Source organism: Microbispora sp. CSR-4, assembly GCF_008033685.1.
GTDB lineage: Bacteria > Actinomycetota > Actinomycetes > Streptosporangiales > Streptosporangiaceae > Microbispora.
Genome location: NZ_VJVX01000049.1, coordinates 46973 through 70702, shown reverse-complemented (window position 1 = coordinate 70702; position 23730 = coordinate 46973). Strand labels below are relative to the sequence as shown.

23 protein-coding genes and 3 pseudogenes are annotated in these 23730 nt (G+C 70.2%); 21 read left to right on the top strand and 5 right to left on the bottom strand.

Annotated features, from left to right (window positions below):
- Positions 1–19: 19 nt before the first annotated feature.
- Together FLV34_RS43455 and FLV34_RS29530 are read left to right on the top strand one after the other, a co-directional pair.
- Complete coding sequence (locus tag FLV34_RS43455) at positions 20–169, top strand: integrase core domain-containing protein (RefSeq protein ID WP_369074152.1); 150 nt, start codon at positions 20–22, stop codon at positions 167–169.
- 160 nt (positions 170–329) lie between these two features.
- Positions 330–701 carry a hypothetical protein gene (locus tag FLV34_RS29530; protein WP_147944651.1) on the top strand — a complete coding sequence of 124 codons (372 nt, stop codon included), beginning with the start codon at positions 330–332 and terminating at the stop codon, positions 699–701.
- A 339-nt stretch (positions 702–1040) separates the two neighbouring features.
- Here the strand turns inward: FLV34_RS29530 and FLV34_RS43295 are convergent.
- Positions 1041–1678: pseudogene (locus FLV34_RS43295) on the bottom strand (transposase); the annotation flags it as partial.
- A 113-nt stretch (positions 1679–1791) separates the two neighbouring features.
- Positions 1792–1962 carry a hypothetical protein gene (locus tag FLV34_RS40810; RefSeq protein WP_187280775.1) on the bottom strand — a complete coding sequence of 57 codons (171 nt, stop codon included), beginning with the start codon at positions 1960–1962 and terminating at the stop codon, positions 1792–1794.
- Positions 1963–2197: 235 nt separating this feature from the next.
- Between FLV34_RS40810 and FLV34_RS29520 the strand changes: the two genes are divergently transcribed.
- Complete coding sequence (locus tag FLV34_RS29520; RefSeq protein WP_142647763.1) at positions 2198–2638, top strand: MarR family winged helix-turn-helix transcriptional regulator; 441 nt, start codon at positions 2198–2200, stop codon at positions 2636–2638.
- A 215-nt stretch (positions 2639–2853) separates the two neighbouring features.
- On the opposite strand, the pseudogene FLV34_RS29515 reads toward FLV34_RS29520, so the two are convergent.
- A pseudogene (locus tag FLV34_RS29515) lies at positions 2854–2970 on the bottom strand (transposase); the annotation flags it as partial.
- A gap of 75 nt (positions 2971–3045) precedes the next feature.
- On the opposite strand from FLV34_RS29515, the gene FLV34_RS29510 reads away from it, so the two are divergent.
- From FLV34_RS29510 to FLV34_RS29500, 3 genes and pseudogenes are all read left to right on the top strand, one after another.
- Positions 3046–3504, top strand: coding sequence for a MarR family winged helix-turn-helix transcriptional regulator (locus FLV34_RS29510; protein ID WP_261985952.1), 459 nt, complete (start codon positions 3046–3048; stop codon positions 3502–3504).
- An 80-nt stretch (positions 3505–3584) separates the two neighbouring features.
- Positions 3585–3929 (top strand): annotated as a pseudogene (locus tag FLV34_RS43450) (MFS transporter); the annotation flags it as partial.
- Positions 3930–4242: 313 nt separating this feature from the next.
- Positions 4243–4536: a DUF1330 domain-containing protein gene (locus FLV34_RS29500; protein ID WP_142647761.1), complete on the top strand. Its 294-nt coding sequence runs from the start codon at positions 4243–4245 to the stop codon at positions 4534–4536.
- Between the two features lie 262 nt (positions 4537–4798).
- Here the strand turns inward: FLV34_RS29500 and FLV34_RS29495 are convergent, their stop codons facing one another.
- On the bottom strand, positions 4799–5632 hold the full coding sequence (locus tag FLV34_RS29495; protein WP_147944650.1) for an aldo/keto reductase: 834 nt from the start codon (positions 5630–5632) through the stop codon (positions 4799–4801).
- 315 nt (positions 5633–5947) lie between these two features.
- On the opposite strand from FLV34_RS29495, the gene FLV34_RS29490 reads away from it, so the two are divergent.
- The 15 genes from FLV34_RS29490 to FLV34_RS29420 all read left to right on the top strand — a co-directional run bounded on the left by FLV34_RS29490 (position 5948) and on the right by FLV34_RS29420 (position 22950).
- Positions 5948–6724, top strand: a complete 777-nt coding sequence (locus FLV34_RS29490) for a DUF2267 domain-containing protein (RefSeq protein WP_168065929.1) — start codon at positions 5948–5950, stop codon at positions 6722–6724.
- 554 nt (positions 6725–7278) lie between these two features.
- A complete protein-coding gene (gene dnaK, locus FLV34_RS29485) occupies positions 7279–9192 on the top strand; it encodes a molecular chaperone DnaK (RefSeq protein ID WP_142647755.1) in 1914 nt (637 codons plus the stop codon).
- 6 nt (positions 9193–9198) lie between these two features.
- A complete protein-coding gene (locus FLV34_RS29480) occupies positions 9199–9717 on the top strand; it encodes a nucleotide exchange factor GrpE (RefSeq protein ID WP_142647754.1) in 519 nt (172 codons plus the stop codon).
- A complete protein-coding gene (locus tag FLV34_RS29475) occupies positions 9714–10679 on the top strand; it encodes a DnaJ C-terminal domain-containing protein (protein ID WP_205830226.1) in 966 nt (321 codons plus the stop codon). The genes FLV34_RS29480 and FLV34_RS29475 overlap by 4 nt, the downstream gene beginning before the upstream one ends.
- Positions 10676–11002, top strand: coding sequence for a chaperone modulator CbpM (locus tag FLV34_RS29470; protein ID WP_142647752.1), 327 nt, complete (start codon positions 10676–10678; stop codon positions 11000–11002). The genes FLV34_RS29475 and FLV34_RS29470 overlap by 4 nt, the downstream gene beginning before the upstream one ends.
- Positions 10975–13611: an ATP-dependent chaperone ClpB gene (gene clpB, locus FLV34_RS29465; RefSeq protein WP_222709665.1), complete on the top strand. Its 2637-nt coding sequence runs from the start codon at positions 10975–10977 to the stop codon at positions 13609–13611. Before FLV34_RS29470 ends, clpB begins: the two co-directional genes overlap by 28 nt.
- A gap of 3 nt (positions 13612–13614) precedes the next feature.
- Complete coding sequence (trxA, locus tag FLV34_RS29460) at positions 13615–14058, top strand: thioredoxin (RefSeq protein ID WP_142647750.1); 444 nt, start codon at positions 13615–13617, stop codon at positions 14056–14058.
- Positions 14042–15712 (top strand): cyclic nucleotide-binding domain-containing thioredoxin-disulfide reductase, encoded by a 1671-nt coding sequence (locus FLV34_RS29455; protein ID WP_147944649.1) that lies wholly within the window; start codon positions 14042–14044, stop codon positions 15710–15712. The genes trxA and FLV34_RS29455 overlap by 17 nt, the downstream gene beginning before the upstream one ends.
- A gap of 29 nt (positions 15713–15741) precedes the next feature.
- A complete protein-coding gene (locus FLV34_RS29450; protein WP_142647747.1) occupies positions 15742–16194 on the top strand; it encodes a DUF1931 family protein in 453 nt (150 codons plus the stop codon).
- A gap of 13 nt (positions 16195–16207) precedes the next feature.
- Positions 16208–17359: a glutathione-independent formaldehyde dehydrogenase gene (locus FLV34_RS29445; protein ID WP_142647745.1), complete on the top strand. Its 1152-nt coding sequence runs from the start codon at positions 16208–16210 to the stop codon at positions 17357–17359.
- 58 nt (positions 17360–17417) lie between these two features.
- On the top strand, positions 17418–17885 hold the full coding sequence (locus tag FLV34_RS29440; protein WP_205830224.1) for an ester cyclase: 468 nt from the start codon (positions 17418–17420) through the stop codon (positions 17883–17885).
- A 3-nt stretch (positions 17886–17888) separates the two neighbouring features.
- Positions 17889–18086 (top strand): hypothetical protein, encoded by a 198-nt coding sequence (locus tag FLV34_RS29435; protein WP_142621515.1) that lies wholly within the window; start codon positions 17889–17891, stop codon positions 18084–18086.
- Between the two features lie 27 nt (positions 18087–18113).
- Complete coding sequence (locus tag FLV34_RS29430) at positions 18114–20024, top strand: amino acid transporter (protein WP_142647743.1); 1911 nt, start codon at positions 18114–18116, stop codon at positions 20022–20024.
- A 242-nt stretch (positions 20025–20266) separates the two neighbouring features.
- Positions 20267–22435: a glycogen debranching N-terminal domain-containing protein gene (locus FLV34_RS29425; protein ID WP_142647741.1), complete on the top strand. Its 2169-nt coding sequence runs from the start codon at positions 20267–20269 to the stop codon at positions 22433–22435.
- Entirely contained in the window at positions 22432–22950 is a 519-nt protein-coding gene (locus FLV34_RS29420) for a phosphate-starvation-inducible PsiE family protein (RefSeq protein ID WP_142647740.1), read from the top strand. The genes FLV34_RS29425 and FLV34_RS29420 overlap by 4 nt, the downstream gene beginning before the upstream one ends.
- Positions 22951–23004: 54 nt before the next feature.
- Here the strand turns inward: FLV34_RS29420 and FLV34_RS29415 are convergent, their stop codons facing one another.
- Complete coding sequence (locus FLV34_RS29415; RefSeq protein WP_142647738.1) at positions 23005–23541, bottom strand: DUF4396 domain-containing protein; 537 nt, start codon at positions 23539–23541, stop codon at positions 23005–23007.
- Positions 23542–23730 lie beyond the last annotated feature (189 nt).

Here is a 23730-nt window from a genome sequence, read left to right as displayed (position 1 = left end):
GCGCGGCCCGTGGAACGGCCTGGACGACGTCGAGATCGCCACCATGGAATGGGTCGACTGGTACAACAACCGGCGCCTCCACAGCGCCTGCAACGACCTCCCACCAGCCGAATTCGAGACCCACTACCGAACACAAACCGCCACGGCTATCCTCACCCCAGCCAGCTAACCCGGCCTCCACGAAACTCGGCGCGGTTCATGTCATCGCCCATGCCTTCATCGAGGCCCCGTCGACTCCCTACAAACGGGCACACGTCCCAAAAGGGCCCTGGCGTTATTCCAGATACGAGATCCTCGTCTTTCTGCTCACCGCCGACGGCGTCCGGCAGATGACCGTCGATCTCGATTTCGAAAAGGCCACCTTTCACAACCGGAGAAGAATCAACTACCGTTACGACGCCGTCGCCGCGGTGCAGGCCTCGGAGGCTGATGACGGCCACAGAACGTTCGAACTGACGCTGGTCAACGGCCACCCGATCACCGTCCAAGTGACCGGACCTCCGCCAAAGTCCGGGGTTGATGCGGAGGACGACGCGCGCACGGTGTCACAGGCGACACTCGACACCGCAGGACTTGGAAACACCCTGCACGTTCTCGAAGGTGTCGCTGCCGAAGGAAAGGAATGGATCAATCTTGAACGAGAGCGAGAGCAAGATCGGTTAGCCGACATTATGCTCACCATGCATGGTGATGTCGGCTAGACATATGGGTGAGCCAAGCGACCCGAAGCATCTCCTACCGCGTCTTCGAAGGGGGTGAAGCCGCTGACGGCGTTTGGATCAGCGAAATCTTTCCCGGCAGGAAAAGTGTGATATTCCCGGACCAGCCCTGGTTATCGACGCGGCCACATGCTCGACCTTAGGGGCTTGAACTCCGGGGGTGCGCGTAAACGAGCGACGAGGAAAAGCCCTTCCTTCCCTCCACCATGAACATCCTCCCGCTCTAACGTGCGTGGCTCGCCGGGTTGCTTGCCCACCGCTCGCCGTGCGACCCGGACCTCGAGGCTGCGGTGGCCGCGCTGACGGAACCCTGAGATGTTGTTTCTCGCTGCGGATGCGGGCGCGTTCGCGTCGCTGGGCGGCCGGTACGTCGGGGTGGCGGTGGGCGGTGCGCCAGCGCAGGTAGGCCTGGAGCTTGCGGGCCAGCACGGTGTGGTTGGGATGGTTGGAGTTGCCCATCACGAAGTTGCGTAGCGGCCCGAACTGCGTCTCGATGGGGTTGGCCCAGGAGGCGTAGGGCGGGGTGAGGCACAGCTCGACCTTGTTCTTGGTCGCCCAGGCGCGGATCGCGGGGGTCTTGTCAGCCGGCAGGTTGTCCAGGATCACGTAGATCGGGGTGCCGTCGGGGCGGGCGGATCGGATGGACTTCAGCGCGGCCAGGGCGTGCTCGCCGCCCTTGCGGGCGCGGGTGATGCCCCGCAGCAGGTCATCGCCCAGGCTGTAGCAGCCGTGGAAGTGGCGGATGCCGTGCGTGCGCCGGTTGGTGGCCGGCACCGATCGGGCCGGCCCCGCTGCGCTCAGCCGATGCCGTGGCAGGGCAGGACCGACAACGGCCCGAACTGGTCGAAGGCGAAACACCGGGTCGGGAAGCGGGTGGTGACCTCCTCGATCCGGTCCAGCTTGGCCTCGCGTTCGGGGTCGGTCGATTCCTTCCAGGTGCGGGCCCGCTGGAAGGAGAGCTTGGGGAAGGTGCAGGCCGGTCGGAATGCGGGCCGAGCCCGATTCCGATGACGAGCAGATCCTGCGGGTGTGGCCGACCTGATGAGCAGTCGGCCGCCATGGTGTGGTGCGGTCAGCGGAGGCGGCGCCGCTGGATGGGGTCGGCTTCGGCGGTGATGCGGGCGGAGGTCTCAGCGCCGAGGCGGACGTAGCGGGCCGAGACCGGCCAGGTCCTGGTGGCGGCTCTTGGCCAGGAGTTCGGGCGCAGTGCCGGAGCCAGGGTCGCCGTCGATCTGACCGGCACGTCGCTCTCCGCTCGTCACCGGCAAGTTGGTCGTCCGGCTCTCGCCTGCGGTCGCGTCCGATGTGGCCGCGACCGCAGGCACGATGCTCTCGCACCTGGCGCTGCGCCAGGCCCGCCGCTGCTCATGACGCTGATCCTACCCTGTTGCGTTAGTCGGACTAACGATGTAGGTTCGTTCACAACACAAACGTTAGCGATATAAACGTTAGTTACCGAAACGGATTGGTAGGTCATCGTGACGACCGCAACCCAGACCTTCGGCACCGCGCTCATCGGCCAGACCGAGAAGGCGCTGAACGCGATCCTGGACCGGCAGCTAGCCGGGACCGGCATCACCGAACCCCAGTGGGTGACCCTCACGCTGACCGTGGTCAGCGGCGGGACCGTCGCCCGGGCCGAGCTCATCCACCGTGTCGGCAGCGCCACCCAGTCCACCCGGGCGTCGGTGGCCGAACGCATCGCCGAACTGACCGCCGCAGGGCTCCTGTGCGACGGCGGCGAGGGCCACGTCCAGGTCACCGACGAAGGGCGCGAGCGTTGGACGCAGGTCCGCGCCGCGATCGATCCGATCACCCGGCGACTGTGGGGCGACCTGTCGCCCGAGGACCTGGCCACCGCAGGCCGCGTCCTGAACACCGTCCTGGCCAGGGCCAACGCGGTGCTGGCCACCCCCTGAACCCTTTACCCCCGGCACCCGGCGCGAGGACGTCATCACCATCCGCAGCGCGAAAGAGGAAGCCGTCACCCGCATCGAGGTCGAGCCCCACCGCGCCGATCAGGACGAGCCGCACGGCCGGGACTCGCTGACCGCCTGCGCCGCGTCACCGGGGGCAAGTCGGCCCGCCGGTTTCAGGGTGAGCGCGAGGCCCAGCGGTTGGTCGGTGCGGTCGCCCTCGCGAGCCGGTCGCGGAAGTCGGACAGGACGCTGTGGTGGAAGCCGGGGTCTTCCAGCTCCAGGCCGAGGGCGTACTTGAAGTCGATGCGGCAGCGCACCGCGACGTCACCGGCTCCCAGCGGTCGAGGCCGCCCGCGCCGGTGGAGCACTTATATAAACTATGAATATAAAAGTGTTATGCTTCGAGCGTGAGTCGTCACGACCCCGATCCTGGCGCTTCCGCCGCCATCGGGGCAGCCCTCTACGCTCTGGCCATCAGGGCCGTGAGACGCCTGCCGCGGGACATGAGCCTGACGTCCGCCGCCACCCTGGCCACCCTGGAGCGGACCGGCCCGCGGCGCATCACCGACCTGGCCGCGGTCGAGGGCGTCACCCAGCCCGCGATGACCACCCTGGTCCGGGTGATGGAGGAGTCCGGCCTGGTCGAGCGGCGCGGCGACGCGTCCGACAAGCGGGTCACGCTGGTGTGCCTGACCGAGGCCGGCGCCTCCCATGTCCGGACGCGGCGCCAGCAGGGCGTCCACGCGTTCGAGCGGCTGATCGGCGAGCTCACCGGCGACGAGGTCGAGGCGCTGGTGGCGGCCCTTCCGGCGCTGCAGCATCTGGCAGAGCTCGAAAGCCGGGACCGCGAACGGCCGAAGCAGTGACCGGGCGGCCGGTCGGCGGGGCCGAGGCGACGGCGTTCCCGGTGGCGCGTTCCGAGGCGCGGCTGCTGGTCCCCGCCCTGATGTTCATCGCTCTGGTCGTGGCGGCGGTCGGCAGCCTCGGGACGCCGCTCATCACCAGCGTGGCGACCTTGTTCCACGTCTCGCTCGGCAGCGCGCAGTGGACGCTGACCGTCGCGCTGCTCAGCGGCGCCGTCGCCACGCCGGTCCTGGGCCGGCTCGGAGCCGGCCCGCACCGGCGGGCCACGATCCTCGCCACGCCGGCGGTCGTCGTCGCCGGCAGCGCGCTCACCGTGCTGCCGCTGCCGTTCGCGTGGCTGCTGGCCGGCAGGGCGGCCCAGGGCATCGGGCTCGGGCTGACGGCGCTGATGACGGGCGTGGCCCGGGACCACCTCCCCGAGGAGCGCGGCGCGGCCGTGATCGCCCTGATCTCGGACGCCGCACGGCGCCGGCTACGGCTTCGGGCTGACGACCTTCGTCGCCGGGGTGGTCCTCATCCCGTTCTCGGTGCTGGGGTTCGTCGCCGGCAAGCTGACGCCGCCGGCCCCGGCCCCGGCCCCGGCCACCTCTTCCCCGACGACAGCGCCTACACCACCGCGGCGCCGGCCGGCATCGGCGCCATGGCGATCACGACGCTGACAAGCCTCGCGCTCGCCCGCCGACGCCCGCCCGAGACCAACCCGTTAAGTCCGATGCACTCATCCCGACACTGGAGGTTCCATGCCCAAGGGCTACTGGGTCAGCGCCTACCGCACCATTTCCGACCCCGAGAAGCTGGCTGCTTACAACAAGCTGGCCGGTCCGGCCGTCAAGGCCGGGGGAGGTCGGACTCTCGTCCGTGGCGGCCGGGTCGTGGCGCACGACGCCGGACTAGCCGAGCGCACTGTCCTGGTCGAGTTCGACAGCTTCGAGCAGGCCGTCGCGGCGTACGAGAGTGCGGCCTACCAGGAGGCGCTGACCGCCCTCTCCGACGGCGTCGAGCGCGACTTCCGGATCGTCGAAGGCATCGACTGACAGAGATGAACGCGCGCAGGCGGAACTGCGGGCGGCCGGTATGGACGTCGACGCGACCGCCCGTTCCAGGCGGTTCACGTGGTAGCTCTCGCGGGACATCGGCGGGTCTGTCCAGCCTTGTCCCCAGTGCCGGGGCGGAGGAAGCGCCGCGAACGGCGCCTCCAGCAGATCGGACAGGCCGGGAACCAGGCTCCTGGACTCGCGTCTGACGGGAACGCCCGTGACCTGATCTCCGGCTTCTGCTCGGTCGGCGACGGGAGGCTCAGAGCCGTTCGAGCGGACGCCGTGAGAGCGGCGGCGGGAACGCCGCGTCCAGCAGCAGGAGGTCGTCGTCGGTGAGGTGGATGGCCGCGGCCGCCGCGTTGTGCTCCACGTGGGCGGGCACGCCCGACTTCGGTATGGCGATCACGCCGTCGTTCCGGAGCACCCATGCGAGGGCCACCTGCGCCGTGGTCACCTCATGGCGGACCGCGACGTCGAGAAGCGCCTGACGGCCGAGCAACCGGCCCTGTTCTATCGGCGAGTACGCCATGATCGGAATGCCTCGGTTGTGGCACCAGGGGATCAGCTCGAACTCGGGACCGCGTCTGGCGAGGTTGTAGAGGATCTGGTCGCTCTGCACGGCCGAGCCGCCGGTGATCGCGACGAGATCCTCCATGTCGGAGACGTCGAAGTTGCTGACGCCCCACCACCTGATGCGCCCCGAGGCCACAAGCTGCTCGAAGGCGGCGAGCGTCTCCTCCAGAGGCACCTGTCCCCGCCAGTGGAGCAGGTAGAGGTCCAGCCGGTCGGTGCCCAGGCGGCGCAGGCTTCTCTCACAGGCGGCGACGGTGCCCGTGCGGGTCGCGTTCTGCGGCAGGACCTTGCCGACCAGGAACACCTCGTCGCGATGGCCGGCGATCGCCTCGCCGACCAGGCGTTCCGCCCTGCCGTCCGCGTACATCTCGGCGGTGTCGATCAGGGCCATGCCAAGCTCGAGGCCGAGCCGCAGCGCCTTGATCTCGATGTCCCACCGCGACGGGTTCTCGGCCATGTGCCAGGTGCCCTGCCCGAGGACCACGACCTGCTCGCCGGACGGCAATGTGGTCGTACGCATGGCGGCCTCCCCAAGCCGGCTACGAATCAGCCTATGCTTCCGCGCAGGTGAGACCGCGCCTGGGCCTCATGGATGCCGGGCTCCCGGTACGCGACGCGAGGTGTCGTGGCGGCGATGCCCTGCGCATGGTCATGCGTTATGCGCTCTTCCCGGGACGGGCTCGGGAGACTGCGGGGGATGCGTCCCGGGTAACCCCAGGCCATGGAAGCGTCATTTTCCGGAAACGCCGCTTTGAGCTGGATGAGCCTCCCCGTGGCCGGCGGGTAGCTGACCACGAGAAACCCATGCATGCTGTGTCGAGCGAGGAGCGCGGCCGTGGACTACGAAGAGTTCCTCGAAACCGTGAGCCGTCAGACCGGCCTGGACGCCGAGGCCGCCGAGCGCGCCATACAGGCGACGCTTGAGACGCTCGCGCGGCGTCTGTCGAAGGGGGAAAGCCGCGACCTGCTCCGGCAACTGCCCGCCGAGCTGAAGTCGTACGTCTACACGGACGAGGGCTCCGAGGCCTTCGACGTCGACGAGTTCCTCCGGCGCGTGGCCGAGCGGGAGCAGGTGGACGTCGAGGAGGCCGAACGGCGCGCGCGAGCCGTCTTCTGGGCGCTGGGCGGTGCCCTGGACGCCAAGGAGGTGGCCGACCTGGGGGCGGACCTGCCGGAGGATTTCGATCCCCTGGTGGCCGAGGCCCAGCGGAGGCACGTGGAGGTCATGCGGTCCTCGGAGTTCCTCACCAGGGTCGCCAGGCGGACCGGCCTCGACGCCGAGGGCGCCGAACGCGCCACCGCGGCCGTGCTGGAGACGCTCGCGGAGCGCATCGCCGCGGGCGAGGTCAGGGATCTCATCCGCGAGCTGCCGGTCCGGCTGCATCCACCGCTGAGACGGGGCATCGCCAACAGCTCCGGCACGGCCACGCGGATGGGGCTGGAGGAGTTTCTGCGCCGGGTGGCCGAGCGAGAGGGCGTGTCCCTTGACCAGGCGCGGGAACATGCCGCCGCGGTGTTCGCCACGTTGCGCGAGGCCGTCACGGTCGACGAGTTCTTCGACGTCACCGTCCAGTTGCCGGACGAGTACTGGGCCCTGATTCCCCATCCGTGAGCGGGAGGCGGGCGGGCTCGCCGCTCCACGTGTTCCACGCACCCTGGCGGGTCCCCGGAAGCGCCTCCTCCCGGTCGCTTGCTTCTCCTCTGGCGTTCCACTGGGCGGCCTGCCACGGCTCATCGGAGGCAGATGAGGTGCGGGAAGGGTGGTGCGGGGGAACGAGAGGCGGGAGGAGACGACAATCCCGTCGCGGTGTTCCGCAAGCCGACGGGGACACGCTCGCCGGCAGAGCCCTGACACCACCGGTCCGAAGGTGGTGTGGATCCCGGTTCTTCCGGCTCGGGCTGATGCGTTTCAGCGGCGTGGCGAGCTGACTTCACGATCTGGAACAGCCGGGGGACTGGTCCCGTGAGCGCCCCGAGAACAACAGGGCCCCGCAAGGTGGCGCCGGCCACCTGCAGCGGGTGCGACGCGGCCCGGCACGCGGAGGGCGTCCTGGACCGCCACGACTTTCCGATCATCGAATTCGCCGACGTCGCGCAGGGGAGTGCTCACGGGCGCTCGTGAGGCCGCTGCGCTCGGGCGAGCGCCAAGAGGAGGGGGATGAGGACATGGCCAAGGCGGTGGGAATCGACCTCGGCACGACCAACTCGGTCATCGCGACCACCGAGGACACGCATCCGACGGTCGTCCCGAACGCCGAGGGGTCGCGTACGACTCCCTCGGTGGTGGCCTTCACGGACCAGGGGGAGGTGCTGGTGGGCCAGATGGCCAGACGCCAGGCGATCCTCAACCCGAAAGGCACGATCTATTCGGCCAAGCGCTTCATCGGGCGCAAGTTCGACGAGGTGCAGAGCGAGATCAAGGCGGTCTCGTTCGACGTCGTGCCGGGCCCGGAAGGCGCCGTGCGGTTCAAGGTGCGCGACAAGCCGTACGCGCCGGAGGAGATCTCCGCCTTCGTGCTGCGCAAACTGGCCTCGGACGCCGGGAAGTTCCTGGGGGAGAAGGTCACCGAGGCCGTCATCACGGTGCCGGCGTACTTCAACGACGCGCAGCGGCAGGCCACCAAGGACGCCGGCAAGATCGCCGGCCTGGAGGTCCTGCGCATCATCAACGAGCCGACCGCGGCGGCCCTGGCGTACGGCCTGGACAAGAAGGGCAGCGAGACCGTTCTCGTGTTCGACCTGGGCGGGGGCACCTTCGACGTCAGCATCCTCGACATCGGCGAGGGCGTCATCGAGGTCCGCGCCACCTCGGGCGACACCCACCTGGGCGGCGACGACTTCGACCGGCGCATCGTGGATCACCTGGCCGACGAGTTCCACAAGGAGCAGGGCATCGACCTGCGCCGCGACCCGCAGGCACTCCAGCGGTTGTTCGAGGCCGCGGAGAAGGCCAAGGTGGAGCTGTCGGCGGTCACCCAGACGCAGGTCAGCCTGCCGTTCATCACGGCCGACGCGACCGGCCCCAAGCACCTGAACACCACGCTCATGCGCTCGACCTTCGAGCAGATCACGCACGACCTGCTCGAACGCTGCCGGGGCCCGGTGGAGCAGGCCATGGCCGACGCGAAGCTGACGACGAACGACATCGACGAGGTGATCCTCGTCGGCGGCTCCACCCGCATGCCGGCCGTGCAGCAGCTCGTGCGGCGGCTGACGGGCAAGGACCCGAACATGACGGTCAACCCGGACGAGGTCGTGGCCGTCGGCGCGGCCGTCCAGGCGGCCATCATCAAGGGCGAGCTGAAGGACGTCGTGCTGCTGGACGTCACGCCGCTGTCGCTCGGCGTCGAGACGCTCGGCGGCGTGATGACGAAGATCATCGAGCGGAACACCACGATCCCGGCCCGCCGTACGGAGACGTTCAGCACCGCGGAGGACAACCAGTCGGCCGTGGACATCGTCATCCTGCAGGGCGAGCGCGAGCGCGCCGCGGACAACCGGGTGCTCGGCCGCTTCCGGCTGGAGAACATCCGGCCCGCCCCGCGCGGGGTGCCGCAGATCGAGGTCACCTTCGACATCGACGCCAACGGCATATTGAACGTCTCCGCCAAGGACAAGGACACCGGCGCCGAGCAGCGCATCACGATCAGCGAGAGCTCCAACCTGGACAAGAGCGAGATCGACCGGATGATCGCCGAGGCGGAGCGGCACCGCACCGAGGACGCGCAGCTTCGTGCCGCGATCGACGCCCGCAACGAGCTGGACTCCGCCGCCTACCAGGTCGAGCGCCGGCTGTCGGAGCTGGGCGACGCCGTCCAGGTGCACGAGAAGGCGCGGGCCGAGCAGCTGATCATGGACGCACGTCAGGCGATCAAGGAGGAGGCGCCCATAGACCGGCTGCGGAGCCTGACAGCGGAGCTGCAGCAGGTTTACCACGGCCTCGGTATGACGGCGTCCGCCGCCTCCGGCCAGACCCAGGGACAGCCCCAGGGCCAGGCGCAGGGACAGGCGCAGTCCGCCTCGGGCGGGTCGGACGAGGACGTCATCGACGCCGAGTTCACCAGCCCCAACAGCCCGTGATCCGACATGACCGAGCGGAACGAGAAAGCACCTCCGGAGCCCCGGCAGGCCGTCGAGGAACCCGTCGAGGAGCCCATCGAGGAGCCCGTCGCGGAGCAGCTCGCCGAGCTGGAGGACCGGTGGCTGCGCGCCGTCGCCGAGCTCGACAACCTCCGCAAGCGGGTCGCACGCGACATGGAGCGGCAGCGGATCGACGAGCGCATGCGCGTGGCGGCGGAGTGGCTGCCCGTGGTCGACAACCTCGAACTTGCGCTCAAGCACGCGGGTGCCGACGCCGGCGCGGTGATCGAGGGGGTCCGGGCCGTCCGCGACCAGGCGGTCGGCGTGCTCGCGCGCCTCGGCTTCCCGCGCAGGGACGACGTGGGCGCGCGGTTCGACCCCGCCAGGCACGAGGCGGTCGGCACCGTCGCCGTCCCGGACGCCGACCCCGGCACCGTGGTCGAGGTCGTGCGGCCCGGCTACGGCGAGGGCGAGCTGCAACTGCGCCCGGCCGCCGTCGTCGTCTCCACGAAAGCCGGCGAATGATGGCGGAGCGCGACTTCTACGAGATCCTGGGCGTGCCGAGAACGGCGAGCCAGGACGAGATCCAGCGCGCCTACCGGAAGCTGGCCCGCACCTACCATCCCGACGTCAACAAGTCTCCCGACGCCGAGGAGCGCTTCAAGGAGATCTCTGAGGCGTACGCGGTGCTGTCGGACCCCGAGACGCGGCGGCGATACGACGCGTTCGGGCCGGACTTCCGCCGGGTGCCCGAGGACGTGGACCCTGCGGCGTACGCCCGTGCCCGGGCGGGAGCCGGCGCGAGACCGGGCTGGGCGCGCGGACCAGGCGGGGAGGAGATCCACTTCACCGTCGGCGAGGGCTTCGAGGGCATCGACCTCGACGACCTGTTCGGCGGCGTCTTCGGCGGGCGCAGGCGTGGCGCGACCGGCCGCGGCTGGGGCCCGGTGCCCGGCGCCGACCAGGAGGCCGAGCTGCCGCTCACGGTCGAGGAGGCCTACCGCGGCGGCCGGCGGACCATCACGATCCCCGGCCCGGGCGGCGGGCGGACCCTCCAGGTGGACATCCCGCCCGGGGTGACCGACGGCCAGCGGATCCGGCTCGCGGGCCAGGGCGGCGCGGGCAGCGGCGGCGCCAAGGCCGGCGACCTCTACCTGATCGCGCGGATCGCCGACCACCCGCGCTACCGCGTGGAGGGGCGCGACATCCATGTCCGCCTGCCGCTGACGCCGTCGGAGGCCGCGCTGGGGGCGACCGTCGCGGTGGACACGCCGGGTGGGGAGGCGAAGGTCAAGGTGCCGCCGGGCACCTCGTCCGGGCGCCGCCTGCGGCTGCGCGGGCAGGGCATGCCGAACCCGCGGGGCCGGCCCGGAGACCTGCTGGCCGAGGCCCGGATCATGGTGCCGCCCAAGCTCAGCGACGAGGAGCGCCGCCTGTACGAGCAGCTGGCCAGGGTCTCGACGTTCAACCCGAGGAGCCGGTCATGACCTATCCGCTCGTCCGGCTCGCCCGGGTCCACGTCGGTCACCTGGACCTGGAGTCGTTCTCCCGGGCCACGGGACTGCACCCGGAACTGGTGCGCCGCCTGGTGGCGCTCGGGCTGATCGACACCTGCCCCGGCCTGCCGGGCGGCCTGTGCTTCCCGCCCGCCCAGGTCGCCGCGGCCGGGCGCCTTCAGCGCCTGCGCGCCGGACTCGCCGTCAACTACGCCTCCCTCGGCCTCGTGACCGACCTTCTGGACCGAATCGCGGAGCTGGAGGCGGCTCTGCGTACCCGTACGAGATGGACCGGAGACAGATCGTGGACCTGAACCGCCTGACGCAGAAGTCGCAGGAGGCACTGCACGACGCCCAGACCGCGGCGATCCGCTTCGGACACACCGAGGTCGACGGGGAGCACCTGCTGCTGGCGCTGATCCGGCAGCCCGACGGGCTCGTCCCGCGCCTGCTGTCCGCCGCCGGCGCCGACCCGGACAAGCTCCTGCTCGAACTGGAGCACGAACTGGAGCGGCGGCCCCGCGTCACCGGCCCCGGCGCCGCTCCCGGCCAGGTCTACGTCACCCAGCGGGTGTCGCGGCTGCTCGACGCCGCCGAGCGGGAGGCCGGCCGGCTGAAGGACGAGTACGTGTCGGTCGAGCACCTGCTGCTGGCGCTGCTGGACGAGGGCGTCGACAGTGCGGCCGGCCGCCTGCTCAAGGGACACGGGCTCACCCGCGAGCGCTTCCTGCAGGTGCTGACGCAGGTGCGCGGGAACCAGCGGGTGACCTCCGCCAACCCGGAGGTCGCGTACGAGGCGCTGGAGAAGTACGGGCGCGACCTGGTGGCGGAGGCGCGGGCGGACAAGCTCGACCCGGTCATCGGGCGGGACGGCGAGATCCGCCGGGTCGTCCAGATCCTGTCCCGCAAGAGCAAGAACAACCCGGTCCTGATCGGCGACCCGGGCGTGGGCAAGACGGCGATCGTGGAGGGCCTCGCGCAGCGCATCGCACGCGGCGACGTGCCGGAGGGCCTGAAGGACAAGACGATCTTCAGCCTGGACATGGGCGCGCTGGTCGCCGGGGCGAAATACCGCGGCGAGTTCGAGGAGCGCCTGAAGGCCGTGCTCACGGAGGTGAAGGCGTCCGAGGGGCGCATCCTGCTGTTCGTCGACGAGGTGCACACGGTGGTCGGCGCGGGCGCCGCCGAGGGGGCGATGGACGCCGGCAACATGCTGAAACCGATGCTGGCCCGCGGTGAGCTGCACATGATCGGCGCGACGACCGTGGGGGAGTATCGCAAGCACATCGAGAAGGACGCGGCGCTGGAGCGCCGCTTCCAGCCGGTCTTCGTCGACGAGCCGTCGGTCGAGGACTCCATCTCCATCCTGCGCGGGCTGCGCGAGCGGCTCGAGGTCTTCCACGGCGTGAAGATCCAGGACGGCGCGATCGTCGCCGCGGTCGTGCTGAGCCATCGCTACATCTCCGACCGCTTCCTCCCCGACAAGGCGATCGACCTGGTCGACGAGGCGTGCGCCATGCTCCGTACGGAGATCGACTCGATGCCCGCCGAGCTGGACGAGCTGACCCGCCGGGTGACGCGGCTGGAGATCGAGGAGGCGGCACTCGCCAAGGAGGACGACCCGGCGAGCCGGGAGCGCCTGGAGACGCTGCGCAAGGAGCTGGCCGACCTGCGGGCGGAGGCCGACGCCATGCGGGCCCAGTGGGAGGCCGAGCGGCACGCCCTGCGCAAGGTGCAGCAGCTGCGCGAGGAGATCGAGAGCGTACGGCGGGAGGCCGAGCAGGCCGAGCGCATGTACGACCTGAACCGCGCGGCGGAGCTGCGGCACGGCAGGCTCCCCGAACTGGAGCGCAGGCTGCATGCCGCGGAGGAACAGCTGGAGAGCAAGCAGGGCGGGCACCGGCTGCTGCGCGAGGTGGTGACCGAGGAGGAGATCGCCGGCATCGTGTCGCGATGGACCGGCATCCCGATCAGCCGCCTGCAGGAGAGCGAGCGGGAGAAGCTGCTGCGGCTCGACGAGATCCTCCACGAGCGGGTGATCGGCCAGGACGAGGCCGTGCGGGCGGTCGCCGACGCCATCATCAGGGCGCGCTCGGGGATCAAGGACCCCCGCCGCCCGATCGGGTCGTTCATCTTCCTCGGGCCGACCGGAGTCGGCAAGACGGAGCTGGCCAAGACGCTGGCCGAGGCGTTGTTCGACACCGAGGAGAACATGGTCCGCGTCGACATGAGCGAATACCAGGAGCGGCACACCGTCAGCCGCCTCGTCGGCGCCCCGCCCGGGTACGTCGGCTACGAGGAGGGCGGCCAGCTCACCGAGGCCGTGCGGCGCAAGCCCTATTCCGTGGTGCTCTTCGACGAGATCGAGAAGGCGCACACGGACGTGTTCAACACCCTGCTGCAGGTGCTGGACGACGGGCGGCTCACCGATGCCCAGGGGCGTACGGTCGACTTCCGCAACACCGTGATCATCATGACGTCGAACATCGGCTCGCACTACCTCAGTGAGAAGGCGGCGCCGTCGGGCGAGATCGACCCGGAGGTGCGCGAGATGGTCATGGCGGAGCTGCGTGCCCGCTTCCGTCCCGAGTTCCTCAACCGCATCGACGACATCGTGCTGTTCAAGCCGCTCACCGAGGCCGAGATCGAGCAGATCGTCACGCTGATGTTCAACGACATCAGGGCGCGGCTCGCCGAGCGCAGGATGACGCTCGAGATCAGCCCGGAGGCGGTCCGCCACATCGCCGAGCGCGGGTTCGACCCCGTCTACGGGGCCCGTCCGCTGCGCCGCTTCATCGCCCGTGAGGTGGAAACCCGGGTCGCGCGGGCGCTGGTCGCCGGCGACGTCAGGGACGGCGCGACCATCAGGGTGGCCATGTCCGGTGGCGAGCTCGTCGTCACCTACGAGAACCCGGAGGGCTGAACGATGCCGCCGAAGGTCGCGGAATCGAGCGTCGTCCGGTGCCCGCACTGCGGCCGCAACAACCGCGTGCCGCGGGCGGGTGCCGGAGTCCCGCGCTGCGGCGAGTGCCGCGAATCGCTGCCCTGGGTGGTTGACGCGGGGGACGAGGACTTCGCCGAGGTCGCCGAGGCGGCGCCGATTCCGGTCGTCGTCGACTTCTGGGCGTCCTGGTGCGGACCATGCCGCATGGTGAGCCCGGCGCTCCACCAGGTCGCCACCGAGCTGGCCGGGCGGATCAAGCTGGTGAAGGTGAACATCGACGAGGCACCGGAAACCTCGCGGCGCTTCGGCGTGCAGGCCGTCCCGACGCTCGTTGTGATGAAGCAGGGGAAGGTCGTGGCCCGGCGGGCCGGGGCGGCGCCGGCACCCGTGTTGCGGGAGTGGGTCGGCGATGCGCTGGCCGGATGAGCTGGTCGAGACCCCCGACCTGCAGGGGGCCTACCCTCGGCTGAGCGAGGCGCAGATCCAGGCGCTGTCCGCCTGCGGCGAGCGGCGGTCGGCCCGCCGGGAGGACGTTCTGTTCGCGGAGGGCGACCCGTGCGTCGCCTTCTTGGTCGTCCTGGCAGGCAAGGTCGCGGAGGTCAAGGGATACGGATTCGACGATCAGCTGATCGGCATCCACGGGGCCGGCCGGTTCCTGGGCGATCTCAACGTGCTCACCGGCCAGGCCGGCTTCATCACGGCCGTGGTGGCGGAGGACGGTGAGGCGCTCGCCGTGCCCGCCGAGGAGCTCCGCCGGTTGGTCACCGAGGACGAGACGCTGGGCGATCTCGTCCTGCGCGCCTACCTGATTCGCCGCTCGATGCTCATCGGGCTCGGGGCCGGCTTCCGCATCATCGGCTCCCGCTACTCGCCGGACTGCCGGCGGCTGCGTGAGTTCGCGGCCCGCAACCGGCTGCCGCACCGGTGGATCGACCTGGAAGAGGACACCGACGTCGAGAGCCTCCTGCAGCGGATGGGTCTCACTCCGCAGGAGACCCCGTTCGTGATCTGGCGCGGTGAGAAGGTGCTGCGCAATCCGACGAACGCGGAGCTGGCCAAGTTGATCGGCCTGCCGGCGCCCGCGCCGCGGGAGAGCGGCTGGGACCTGCTCGTCGTCGGAGCCGGTCCGGCGGGGCTGGCCGCGGCGGTGTACGGCGCCTCGGAGGGCCTCACGACGATCGTCCTCGACAGCGTGGCGACGGGCGGTCAGGCGGGCACCTCGTCGCGGATCGAGAACTACCTCGGCTTCCCCGCCGGGCTCTCCGGCGGCGAGCTGGCCGAGCGGGCGGAGATCCAGGCCCGCAAGTTCGGCGCGCAGTTCTCCATTCCGGCCGAGGCGTGCACGCTCCAAGAGCAGGAAGGCCATCACGTGGTCACCGTGAAGGAAGGGGCGGTGATCCAGACGCGGGCGCTGCTCATAGCGACGGGCGTCCGGTACCGGAAACTCGACGTGCCCGACCTGGAGAGGTTCGAGGCGACCAGCGTCTACTACGCGGCCACCGCGTTCGAGGCACAGATGTGCAGCCGGGACCCGGTCGTCGTCGTGGGCGGGGGCAACTCGGCCGGCCAGGCGGCACTGTTCCTCGCCCAGCACGTCGCCTCCGTCCGCCTGCTCGTACGCGACGACGCGCTGACCAGGAACATGTCCCGCTATCTGGCGGTCGAGATCGAACAACACCCCGGCATTCAGGTGATGCTGAACACCCAGGTCCGGCGGCTGGTCGGGGAGCAGACGCTCGAGGCGGTCGTCGCCGAGGACAACGTGACCGGGGAGCGGTTCACCCTCGAGGCCCGCGCGATGTTCGTCTTCATCGGTGCGGAGCCGTACAGCCGGTGGCTGGCCGACGAGGTCGCGCTCGACTCCCGGGGATACATCCTGACCGGGCTGGACGCCGCTCGCTCCGGCAGGAAGGGCGTACCCGACTCCGCCGGCCGGCCGTTCCCGCTGGAGACCAGCAGAGCGGGTGTGTTCGCGGCCGGCGACGTGCGGAACGGGTCGATCAAACGGGTCGCGTCGGCCGTCGGCGAGGGCGCGATGGCCGTGCGCCTCGTGCACGAACACCTTCAGCTGAGGGGCTGAGGCCCACGCGGGGAGGAAGGGGACTGGCGATGGCAGAAGTGATGGCGGTGCCGAGGTTCGAGCGGTTCTTCAGGAAGGCGGCGGGCCTCGACGTCGACAAGGAGGATCTCCGGCGCTACAGCGACTTCGTGAACCAGAAGCTGTACGACCTGCTGGTGATCGGCGAGGCCCACGCGAAGGCGAACGTCCGGGACATCATCGAGACCTGGGACCTGCCCATCACCAAGGGCCTCCAGGAGAGCATCCACCGGTTCCGCGACCTCGACGAGGACATCGAGCTGAAACCGATCCTGGAGCAGCTCGCGGCGTTGCCCCCGCTCGACCTGTCCATCGGCGAGGAGGTGACGAAAAGGCTGCCCGAGATCGCCGGCGGGCTGTCGCTGGCGCTGGCGCGCACGTTCACCATCCTCGATCCCGGCCTGAAGAATCCGAGGACCGAGCAGTGGGAACGCGTGATCCGCGTTTTCGAGCTGCTTCTCTAGAAGCGAGGACATCATGAAGGCAGTCGTATACGAAGGACCCCGGCAGGTCGGTGTCAAGAACGTGCCGGACGCGCGGATAGAGATGCCCACCGATGTTCTGGTCCGCGTCACCACGAGCAACATCTGCGGGTCGGACCTGCACATGTACGAAGGCCGGACCGACCTGGAGCCGGGCCGTGTCCTCGGCCACGAGAACCTCGGCGAGGTGGTCGAGGTGGGGCCGGGAGTGGTACGCGTCCGCGTCGGCGACATGGTCTGCGTGCCGTTCAACGTCGCGTGCGGCTTCTGCGCCAACTGCGAGAGCGGCCTGACCGCCTTCTGCCTCACCACCAACCCGGAGCCGGGGGTTGACGGGGCCGCTTACGGCTTCGCGGACATGGGCCCGTACAACGGCGGCCAGGCCGAGCTGCTGCGCGTGCCGTTCGGCGACTTCAACTGCCTTGTCCTGCCGGACGACGCGCGGGAGAGGCAGACCGACTACGTCATGCTGGCCGATATCTGGCCCACCGGCTGGCACGCGACCCAGCTCGCCTGTGTGCAGGCCGGCGACTCGGTCGTGATCTACGGGTCGGGGCCGGTCGGCCTGATGGCCGCCTACTCCGCGATGTTCAAGAGCGCGGGCATGGTGATGGTCGTGGACCGCCACCCGGACCGGCTGGCCAAGGCCGAGGAGATCGGGGCGATCCCGATCGACGACTCCAAGGCATCGCCGGTCGACCAGGTCATGGAGCTCACGCACGACAGGGGCGCCGACCGGGGCTGCGAGTGCGTGGGCTACCAGGCGCACGACCCCCAGGGGCACGAGCATCCCAACATGACGCTGAACAACCTCGTCAAGTCGGTGAGGTTCGCCGGGACGATCGGGGTCGTGGGCGTGTACATCCCCACGGATCCCGGCAGCCCCGACGACCTCTACAAGCAGGGCGAGATCGCCTTCGACTACGGGATGTTCTGGTTCAAGGGCCAGACCATGGGCAACGGTCAGTGCAACGTCAAGAACTACAACCGGCAGCTCTGCACCCTCATCCACCAGGGGAAGGCCCGGCCGTCGTGGGTCGTCTCACACGAGCTGAATCTGGACGACGCGCCCGGCGGCTACGAGCACTTCGACCGGAGGGATCCCGGCTGGACCAAGGTCGTCCTGCATCCCGCCGGCATCGGCTGACCCTCCCGTCGCGGCCGCGGGCCTCGCGGTCCGCCATGGCGGTGAGGGGGGACGCGCCATGCGCATGCCGGACGCCCGCTGGCTCAAGCAAAGGCTGCACGACGCCTTCAACAGGCACGATCTGGACGAGGTGATCCAGTGTCACAGTCGGGACGCGGTCCTGGTGACCCCGGCGGGCGTCGCGGAGGGACACGAGCAGATCGCCTCTTACTACGAAGATCTGTTCAGGGGCTTCCCCGACATGCGCATTACGGTCTGGCACACCGTCCTGTGCGCCGATCCGGCGGTGACCGAATGGCTGCTCACCGGCACCCACGCCGGGCCCTTCCTGCTGCCCGGGGGCCAGGTGCTGGAACGAACCGGCCGCCATGTCGCCATCCGGGGCACCAGCACCTGTTCGGTGGGCAACGACAGGATCATCAGTCACCGCATCTACTTCGACCAGCTGGAGCTTTACAGCCAGCTCGGCGGGCGCCTCGTCTTCGACGAGCGGCCGCCGTCGCGTGAGCGGTGGGCGGAGGGGTGAGCGATGCCGGCAGACGACATGGGCGACACGGTGACGGTCGAGCTGTTCTTCCAGTGCAGGCACGACGTCGTCAGCGAGGAGATCCGGGTTCCACGGGCCGACTGGGACAAGATGAGCGCGGGCCAGCGCGACGCGTACCTGGCCGACCGCGTCGACGCGCTCGTGTGCGCGAACTCCAGCGCCGGTTGGAGGGAGATCTAGGAGTGGGGTAGGGCGAGCGTGGGCGGCATGGCGACCAGGACCAGGGACAGGGTCCGTTCCTGGCTCCTGGAGGGGCTTCAGCACGAGGACGTGATGCCCGCCGGGCCCCACGTGATGGAGGCGCCGCACAGGCGGCATGCCTGGTGGCGGGTCATGTGCCTCACCGGTCTCGACTACTTCTCCACCCTCGGCTACCAGCCGGGGATCGCCGCGCTGGCGGTGGGCCTGCTGTCGCCCGTCGCGACGTTGTTCCTCGTCGCGCTGACGCTGTTCGGCGCGCTGCCGGTCTACCGGCGGGTGGCGGTGGAGAGCCCGTACGGCCAGGGCTCGGTCGCCATGCTCGAACGGCTCGCTCCGAGGTGGTGGGGCAAGCTGTTCGTCCTGGTGCTGCTCGGGTTCGCGGCCACCGATTTCGTGATCACGATGACGCTGTCGGCGGCCGACGCGGCAGCGCACATCCTGGAGAACCCCTTCGTGCCGCGTGCCCTCCAAGGGCACCAGATGGCCGTGACGCTCGGCCTGCTGGCGCTGCTCGGCGGCGTGTTCCTGATGGGCTTCAGCGAGGCGATCGGCCTCGCCGTCGTCCTCGTGGGCGTCTACCTGTCGCTCAACGTCGTGGTGGTGACGGCAGCCGTGCTCCATCTCGCCGACCGGCCCGTCCTGTTCGCCGGCTGGAAGCAGGCTCTGCTGTCCTCGCACGGCGGGCCGGCGTCGATGGTGCTGCTGTCCCTGCTCGTCATGCCCAAGCTCGCCCTCGGCCTGTCCGGGTTCGAGACCGGGGTGGCCGTCATGCCGCTGATCAAGGGGGATCTGCCGGGACGGATCAGGGGAGCCAAGAGGCTGCTGACGACGGTGGCCCTGGTCATGAGCGTCTTCCTGATCGCCAGCAGCTTCGTCACGAGCGTGCTGATCCCGTCGCGGGAGTTCCGGGAGGGCGGCAGGGCCGACGGCCGGGCCCTGGCGTACCTGGCTCACGCCTACCTCGGGAACGGGTTCGGCACGCTGTACGACGTGAGCACGATCGCGATCCTGTGGTTCGCCGGCGCCTCCGCGATGGCGGGCCTGCTCAACCTCGTTCCCCGCTACCTTCCCCGGTATGGCATGGCCCCGGACTGGACGCGGGCGGTCCGGCCGCTCGTCCTGGTCTTCACGGCGGTCGCGTTCGCCATCACCGTGATCTTCCAGGCGAGCGTGACGGCGCAGGGCGGGGCGTACGCCACCGGAGTCCTCGTGCTGATCCTCTCGGCGGCCGTCGCGGTCACGGTCTCGGCCCACCGGCGCCGCAGGCGCGCGGCGGCGGCGTACGCGGCCATCACCCTCGTCCTGATCTACACGCTGGTGGCGAACGTGATCGAGCGGCCGGACGGTGTGAAGATCGCGTCGTTCTTCATCGCGGCCATCGTGGTCACCTCGCTGATCTCCCGGGCGACCCGGTCCACCGAGCTGCGGGTCACCCGCGTGGTCCTCGACCCCCTGGCGGAGCGGTTCCTCCGGGAGGTGCCCGGCAACGAGGTCTACCTGGTCGCCAACGAGCCGCAGCGGCGGGACCGGGCGGAGTACGAGGAGAAGCTGCGCGAGCAGTGGCGCAACCACCGGCTGGATCCGGCCACGCCGGTGCTGTTCGTGGAGGCCGCCGTCCCGGACGCGTCGGAGTTCCTGACCGAGCTGAGCGTCCGGGGCGAGGAGCGGCACGGGCACCGGATCCTCCGGCTGGAGAGCTCCTCGATCCCGAACGCGCTGGCCGCCCTGCTGCTCTACATCCGGAACCGCTTCCTCAAGCTGCCGCACATCTACTTCCACTGGTCCGAGGAGAACCCCGTCGCCGCGATGCTCCGTTATCTGGTGTTCGGTGTGGGCGACGTCCCGGCGATGACCCGCGAGATCCTGCGGGAGGCCGAGCCCGATCCCGAACGCCGTCCCCGGGTGCACGTCGGGTAGGCCGACTGGCCTGCGCGTTTGCGCCACTCGGACGGGGGTATCGGCTGCCCGATGTCGTCGTCCGCGGGCTCTGTCTCCGGCCCGGCACCCATCCGGCAGGTCGCCGAGCACGAGTCCCGCGAGCCGGCGAGGCGGGAGGGCCGGAGCCACCCGCCCGCCGAGGTCCGGGAGACCTGCCCGGTGGCGGTCCGAGACCGGGACGGCAGGGTTCCAGCAGGTTCGCCGTTCGGGGGAGGGATCGTATGGCGGACGCATGGACGTTCGAGGGTCAGCCGGCCGCCCTGGGCGCCGGCACCGTGACGCTTGTCGAGGGGAGCTCGTTCTGCGTCTCCTCCTGGAACGGCGACATCCGGCCCGGCGGGCCGCAGGGCGTCTACCACGCCGACACCCGGCTGCTGTCCCGGTGGGAGCTGCGGGTGGACGACGCGCCGATCGAGCCGCTCCAGGTGCTGGCGGGCGCGCCGTACCACGCCACGTTCCTCGGCCGGACGCAGCCGAGGCCGGGGCGTGCGGAGAGCACCCTGATGGTGGTGCGGGACCGGTACGTCGGGGGCGGCCTGCGGGAGGACCTGCTGCTGCGCAACCTCTCCGACGAGCCGGCCGGCTGCGTGGTGGACGTCCACATCGGCTCCGACGTCGCCGACCTGTTCGAGGTGAAGATCAACCGGGTTCGGCACGTCCCCGACGTCGAGCTGGTGCCCGAGGGGGCGAGCCTGCGGGTCTACTCGCCGAGCCGCGCACGCGGCGCCGTGATCAGGGCCGCCGACGCGCTGGCCGTTCCCGGGCTGCTCGGCTTCCGCGTGGCCGTACCGGCCCGGGGGGAGTGGAGGGCGTCCCTCCAGGTGAATCCGATCATCGACGGCGAGGAGTCGCAGGCGTGGTTCTCCACGCGTCACCCCGTCGAGCACGCCAGGCCCGCCGTGCGCCTGGCGGCCTGGCAGCGGCACGGCCCGTGCGTGGTCACCGACCATCCGGTGCTGGCCATGACGCTCCGGCGGTCGAAGGAGGACCTGGGGTCGCTGCGGCTGTACGAGCCCGGGTCCCCGGACGAGCCGCCCACGATAGCCGCCGGCGCGCCGTGGTTCATGACGCTGTTCGGCCGCGACTCGCTGCTGACCTCGTGGATGGCGCTGCCGCTCGACCAGTCGCCGGCGCTCGGCACGCTGCGCCGCCTGGCCCGGCTCCAGGGCACGAAGATCGATCCGCTGTCGGAGGAGGAGCCCGGGAAGATCCCGCACGAGCTGCGGTTCGGCGCGCGGCAGGGCGTCTCCCCCCACGGCGCCGCCTGCTACTACGGCTCGGTCGACGCCACCCCGCTGTACGTCGTGCTCCTCGGCGAGCTGCACCGCTGGGGCATCCATCGCGAGGCCGTCGAGGAGCTCGTGCCGCACGCCGACGCGGCGCTGTCGTGGATCGAGGAGTACGGCGAGCGCGCGGGCCCGATCGAGGGGTTGCTCTGGTATCGCCGCAAGACCGACAAGGGCCTGGTCAACCAGGGCTGGAAGGACTCCTTCGACGGGGTGAACTTCGCCGACGGCACCCTGGCCCGCGCGCCCATCGCCCTGGCGGAGGCACAGGGCTACGCCTACGCCGCCTACGTCACGCGCAGCCACTTCGCGCACGAGGCGGGCGACCACGAGACCGAGCGCCGCTACCTCGACAAGGCGTCCTCCCTCCGCCGCATGTTCAACGAGCTCTTCTGGCTTCCCGAGCGGGGCTGTTACGCGATCGGGCTGGACCGCGAGGGCAGGCCCATCGACAGCGTGGCCTCCAACATGGGCCACTGCCTGTGGACCGGCATCGTGGACGAGGACAAGGCGGAGTACGTCGCCTGGCACCTGCTGTCGGAGGAGATGTTCACCGGGTTCGGCGTCCGCACGCTCGCGTCGTCGATGGGCGCCTACAACCCGATGAGCTACCACAACGGATCGGTGTGGCCGCACGACAACGCCCTGATCGTGTCGGGCCTGATGCGTTACGGGTTCGTCGCCGAGGCGCAGCGGGTGGCCATGGGCCTGCTGGACGCTGCGGAGGCGTTCGGCGGGCGGCTCCCCGAGCTCTTCTGCGGGTTCGGCAGGAAGGAGTTCCCCGTCCCGGTGCCCTATCCCACGTCGTGCTCCCCCCAGGCGTGGGCGGCGGCGAGCCCCGTCCAGATCATGCGCGCGCTGCTGCGCTTCGACCCCTGGATCCCGCACGGCCGGCTGTGGGTGGCCCCGGTGCTGCCGGAGAAGTTCGGCGAGCTGAGGATCACCGGGCTTCCGCTCGCCGGTGGACGGGTCAACCTCGTGGTGTGGAGCAGTGGCGAGACCAAGGTGAGCGGACTGCCCCCCGAGATCGAGGTGCGCTGCGAGCCCCGCCCATCGGACGGCACGCTCGCCGACCACCACGACCGGTTCACGGGCGAGCCGTGAACGACGGCTCGCCCGCGCGGGACCAGCGGTACGGGGACCACCCCCTGGTCATCCGGGGTGCGCGCACGAAGCTGGACGTGCGGCTGCTGAAGGCGCTGGCCGCGGCCGAACGCGTGATCCTCTATGTGGTGTCGGCGGCGTTGCTGGCGATCGCGGGCGGCATAGTGATCATGTTGTTCGTCATGGTGGTGAGCGGCGGCGAGAGGTGGACGGAGAAGGTCGTCGTCGTCATCGAGGATCTCCTCCTCGTGCTCATCGTCCTGGAGATCTTCGCCACCGTCCTGACCCACCTGGAGGGCGGCCGGCTGCGGCTCGAGCCGTTCATCATCGTCGGCATCATCGCCGTCGTACGGCACATCATGTCGGTGGTCGTGCGGCTCACCGTGTCGATGACGGCGGCCGAGAGCCGGGAGCAGTTCACCGAGATGGCGGTCTACGCGGGGGTGGCCTTCCTGCTCACCGCCGCACTGGCACTGGCGCGGTGGTCACAGTCGAGAATCCAGCGGCGGCCCTGACCCGCGCCCGGTCGCCGAGCGGCCGGCTTGCCGAGAGGATCTGCCGGCCGCGGCTCAGTGATGGTAGGCGTGGACGACGGCGTGTCCCTTGCCCCTGCCGATTATCCACTTGTTGATCGGCGTGGTGACCAGGAAGGCGACGAGCAGGGAGAGCGCCAGGCTGCCCCAGAACAGCGCGGACGTCAAAGTGGCGGCCATGGCGCCCGGGATGGCGATCATGACGCCGTTGTCCACGATCTCCATGACGATGATGGAGACGGTATCGGCCGCCAGCGCCAGCTTGATCGCGCTGCCCCAGCCCACTCCGGCCTTACGGAGGGGCAGCAGGGTCAGCAGATAGCCGAAGAAGAAGGCGAGCACGACGGCCACGGCGACGGACGGGCCGGTGGTCCGGCCGAGCGCGGTGGAAATCACCAAGCCGAGCACTTCGCCGATGGCGCACCCGGTCAGGCAGTGCAGCGTCGCGGACGCGGCCGTCCGCCAGGATGCCTTCGTTCCGGCGCCGTGATGTGAACGGGCCGCATGGTCCATGGTCGGCGGGTGCTCCCCGTGCTCATGCTCCATCTGGTTGTGGTGGTGGTGCTCGCTCATGACGGCTCCGACACATGTAGGTGGACCTCGTTTGCTCGTCCGAAACTAATACCCCCTAGGGGTATCCTGCAAGTGCGGTGCCGAGCGGGCGATGTCCGCCGAAGCGGGCCCGGCCGCCTTCGACGAAACCGGCATGCGCGACCATGAGAACGGTTGCGAACGCCGCGGCGCCGTGGTGTGCCGGGCGGT

Bases quoted from the DNA above. Each gene is read 5' to 3' on its own strand.
- FLV34_RS29445 (WP_142647745.1), top strand. From the start codon at position 16,208: ATGAAGGCAGTCGTATACGAAGGACCCCGGCAGGTCGGTGTCAAGAAC.
- FLV34_RS29425 (WP_142647741.1), top strand. From the start codon at position 20,267: ATGGCGGACGCATGGACGTTCGAGGGTCAGCCGGCCGCCCTGGGCGCC.
- FLV34_RS29475 (WP_205830226.1), top strand. From the start codon at position 9,714: ATGATGGCGGAGCGCGACTTCTACGAGATCCTGGGCGTGCCGAGAACG.
- FLV34_RS29430 (WP_142647743.1), top strand. From the start codon at position 18,114: ATGGCGACCAGGACCAGGGACAGGGTCCGTTCCTGGCTCCTGGAGGGG.
- dnaK (WP_142647755.1), top strand. From the start codon at position 7,279: ATGGCCAAGGCGGTGGGAATCGACCTCGGCACGACCAACTCGGTCATC.
- FLV34_RS29470 (WP_142647752.1), top strand. From the start codon at position 10,676: ATGACCTATCCGCTCGTCCGGCTCGCCCGGGTCCACGTCGGTCACCTG.
- FLV34_RS29530 (WP_147944651.1), top strand. From the start codon at position 330: ATGACCGTCGATCTCGATTTCGAAAAGGCCACCTTTCACAACCGGAGA.
- FLV34_RS29495 (WP_147944650.1), bottom strand. From the start codon at position 5,632: ATGCGTACGACCACATTGCCGTCCGGCGAGCAGGTCGTGGTCCTCGGG.
- FLV34_RS29415 (WP_142647738.1), bottom strand. From the start codon at position 23,541: ATGAGCGAGCACCACCACCACAACCAGATGGAGCATGAGCACGGGGAG.
- FLV34_RS29435 (WP_142621515.1), top strand. From the start codon at position 17,889: ATGCCGGCAGACGACATGGGCGACACGGTGACGGTCGAGCTGTTCTTC.
- FLV34_RS29455 (WP_147944649.1), top strand. From the start codon at position 14,042: ATGCGCTGGCCGGATGAGCTGGTCGAGACCCCCGACCTGCAGGGGGCC.
- trxA (WP_142647750.1), top strand. From the start codon at position 13,615: ATGCCGCCGAAGGTCGCGGAATCGAGCGTCGTCCGGTGCCCGCACTGC.
- FLV34_RS29450 (WP_142647747.1), top strand. From the start codon at position 15,742: ATGGCAGAAGTGATGGCGGTGCCGAGGTTCGAGCGGTTCTTCAGGAAG.
- clpB (WP_222709665.1), top strand. From the start codon at position 10,975: ATGGACCGGAGACAGATCGTGGACCTGAACCGCCTGACGCAGAAGTCG.
- FLV34_RS29440 (WP_205830224.1), top strand. From the start codon at position 17,418: ATGCGCATGCCGGACGCCCGCTGGCTCAAGCAAAGGCTGCACGACGCC.
- FLV34_RS29500 (WP_142647761.1), top strand. From the start codon at position 4,243: ATGCCCAAGGGCTACTGGGTCAGCGCCTACCGCACCATTTCCGACCCC.
- FLV34_RS29480 (WP_142647754.1), top strand. From the start codon at position 9,199: ATGACCGAGCGGAACGAGAAAGCACCTCCGGAGCCCCGGCAGGCCGTC.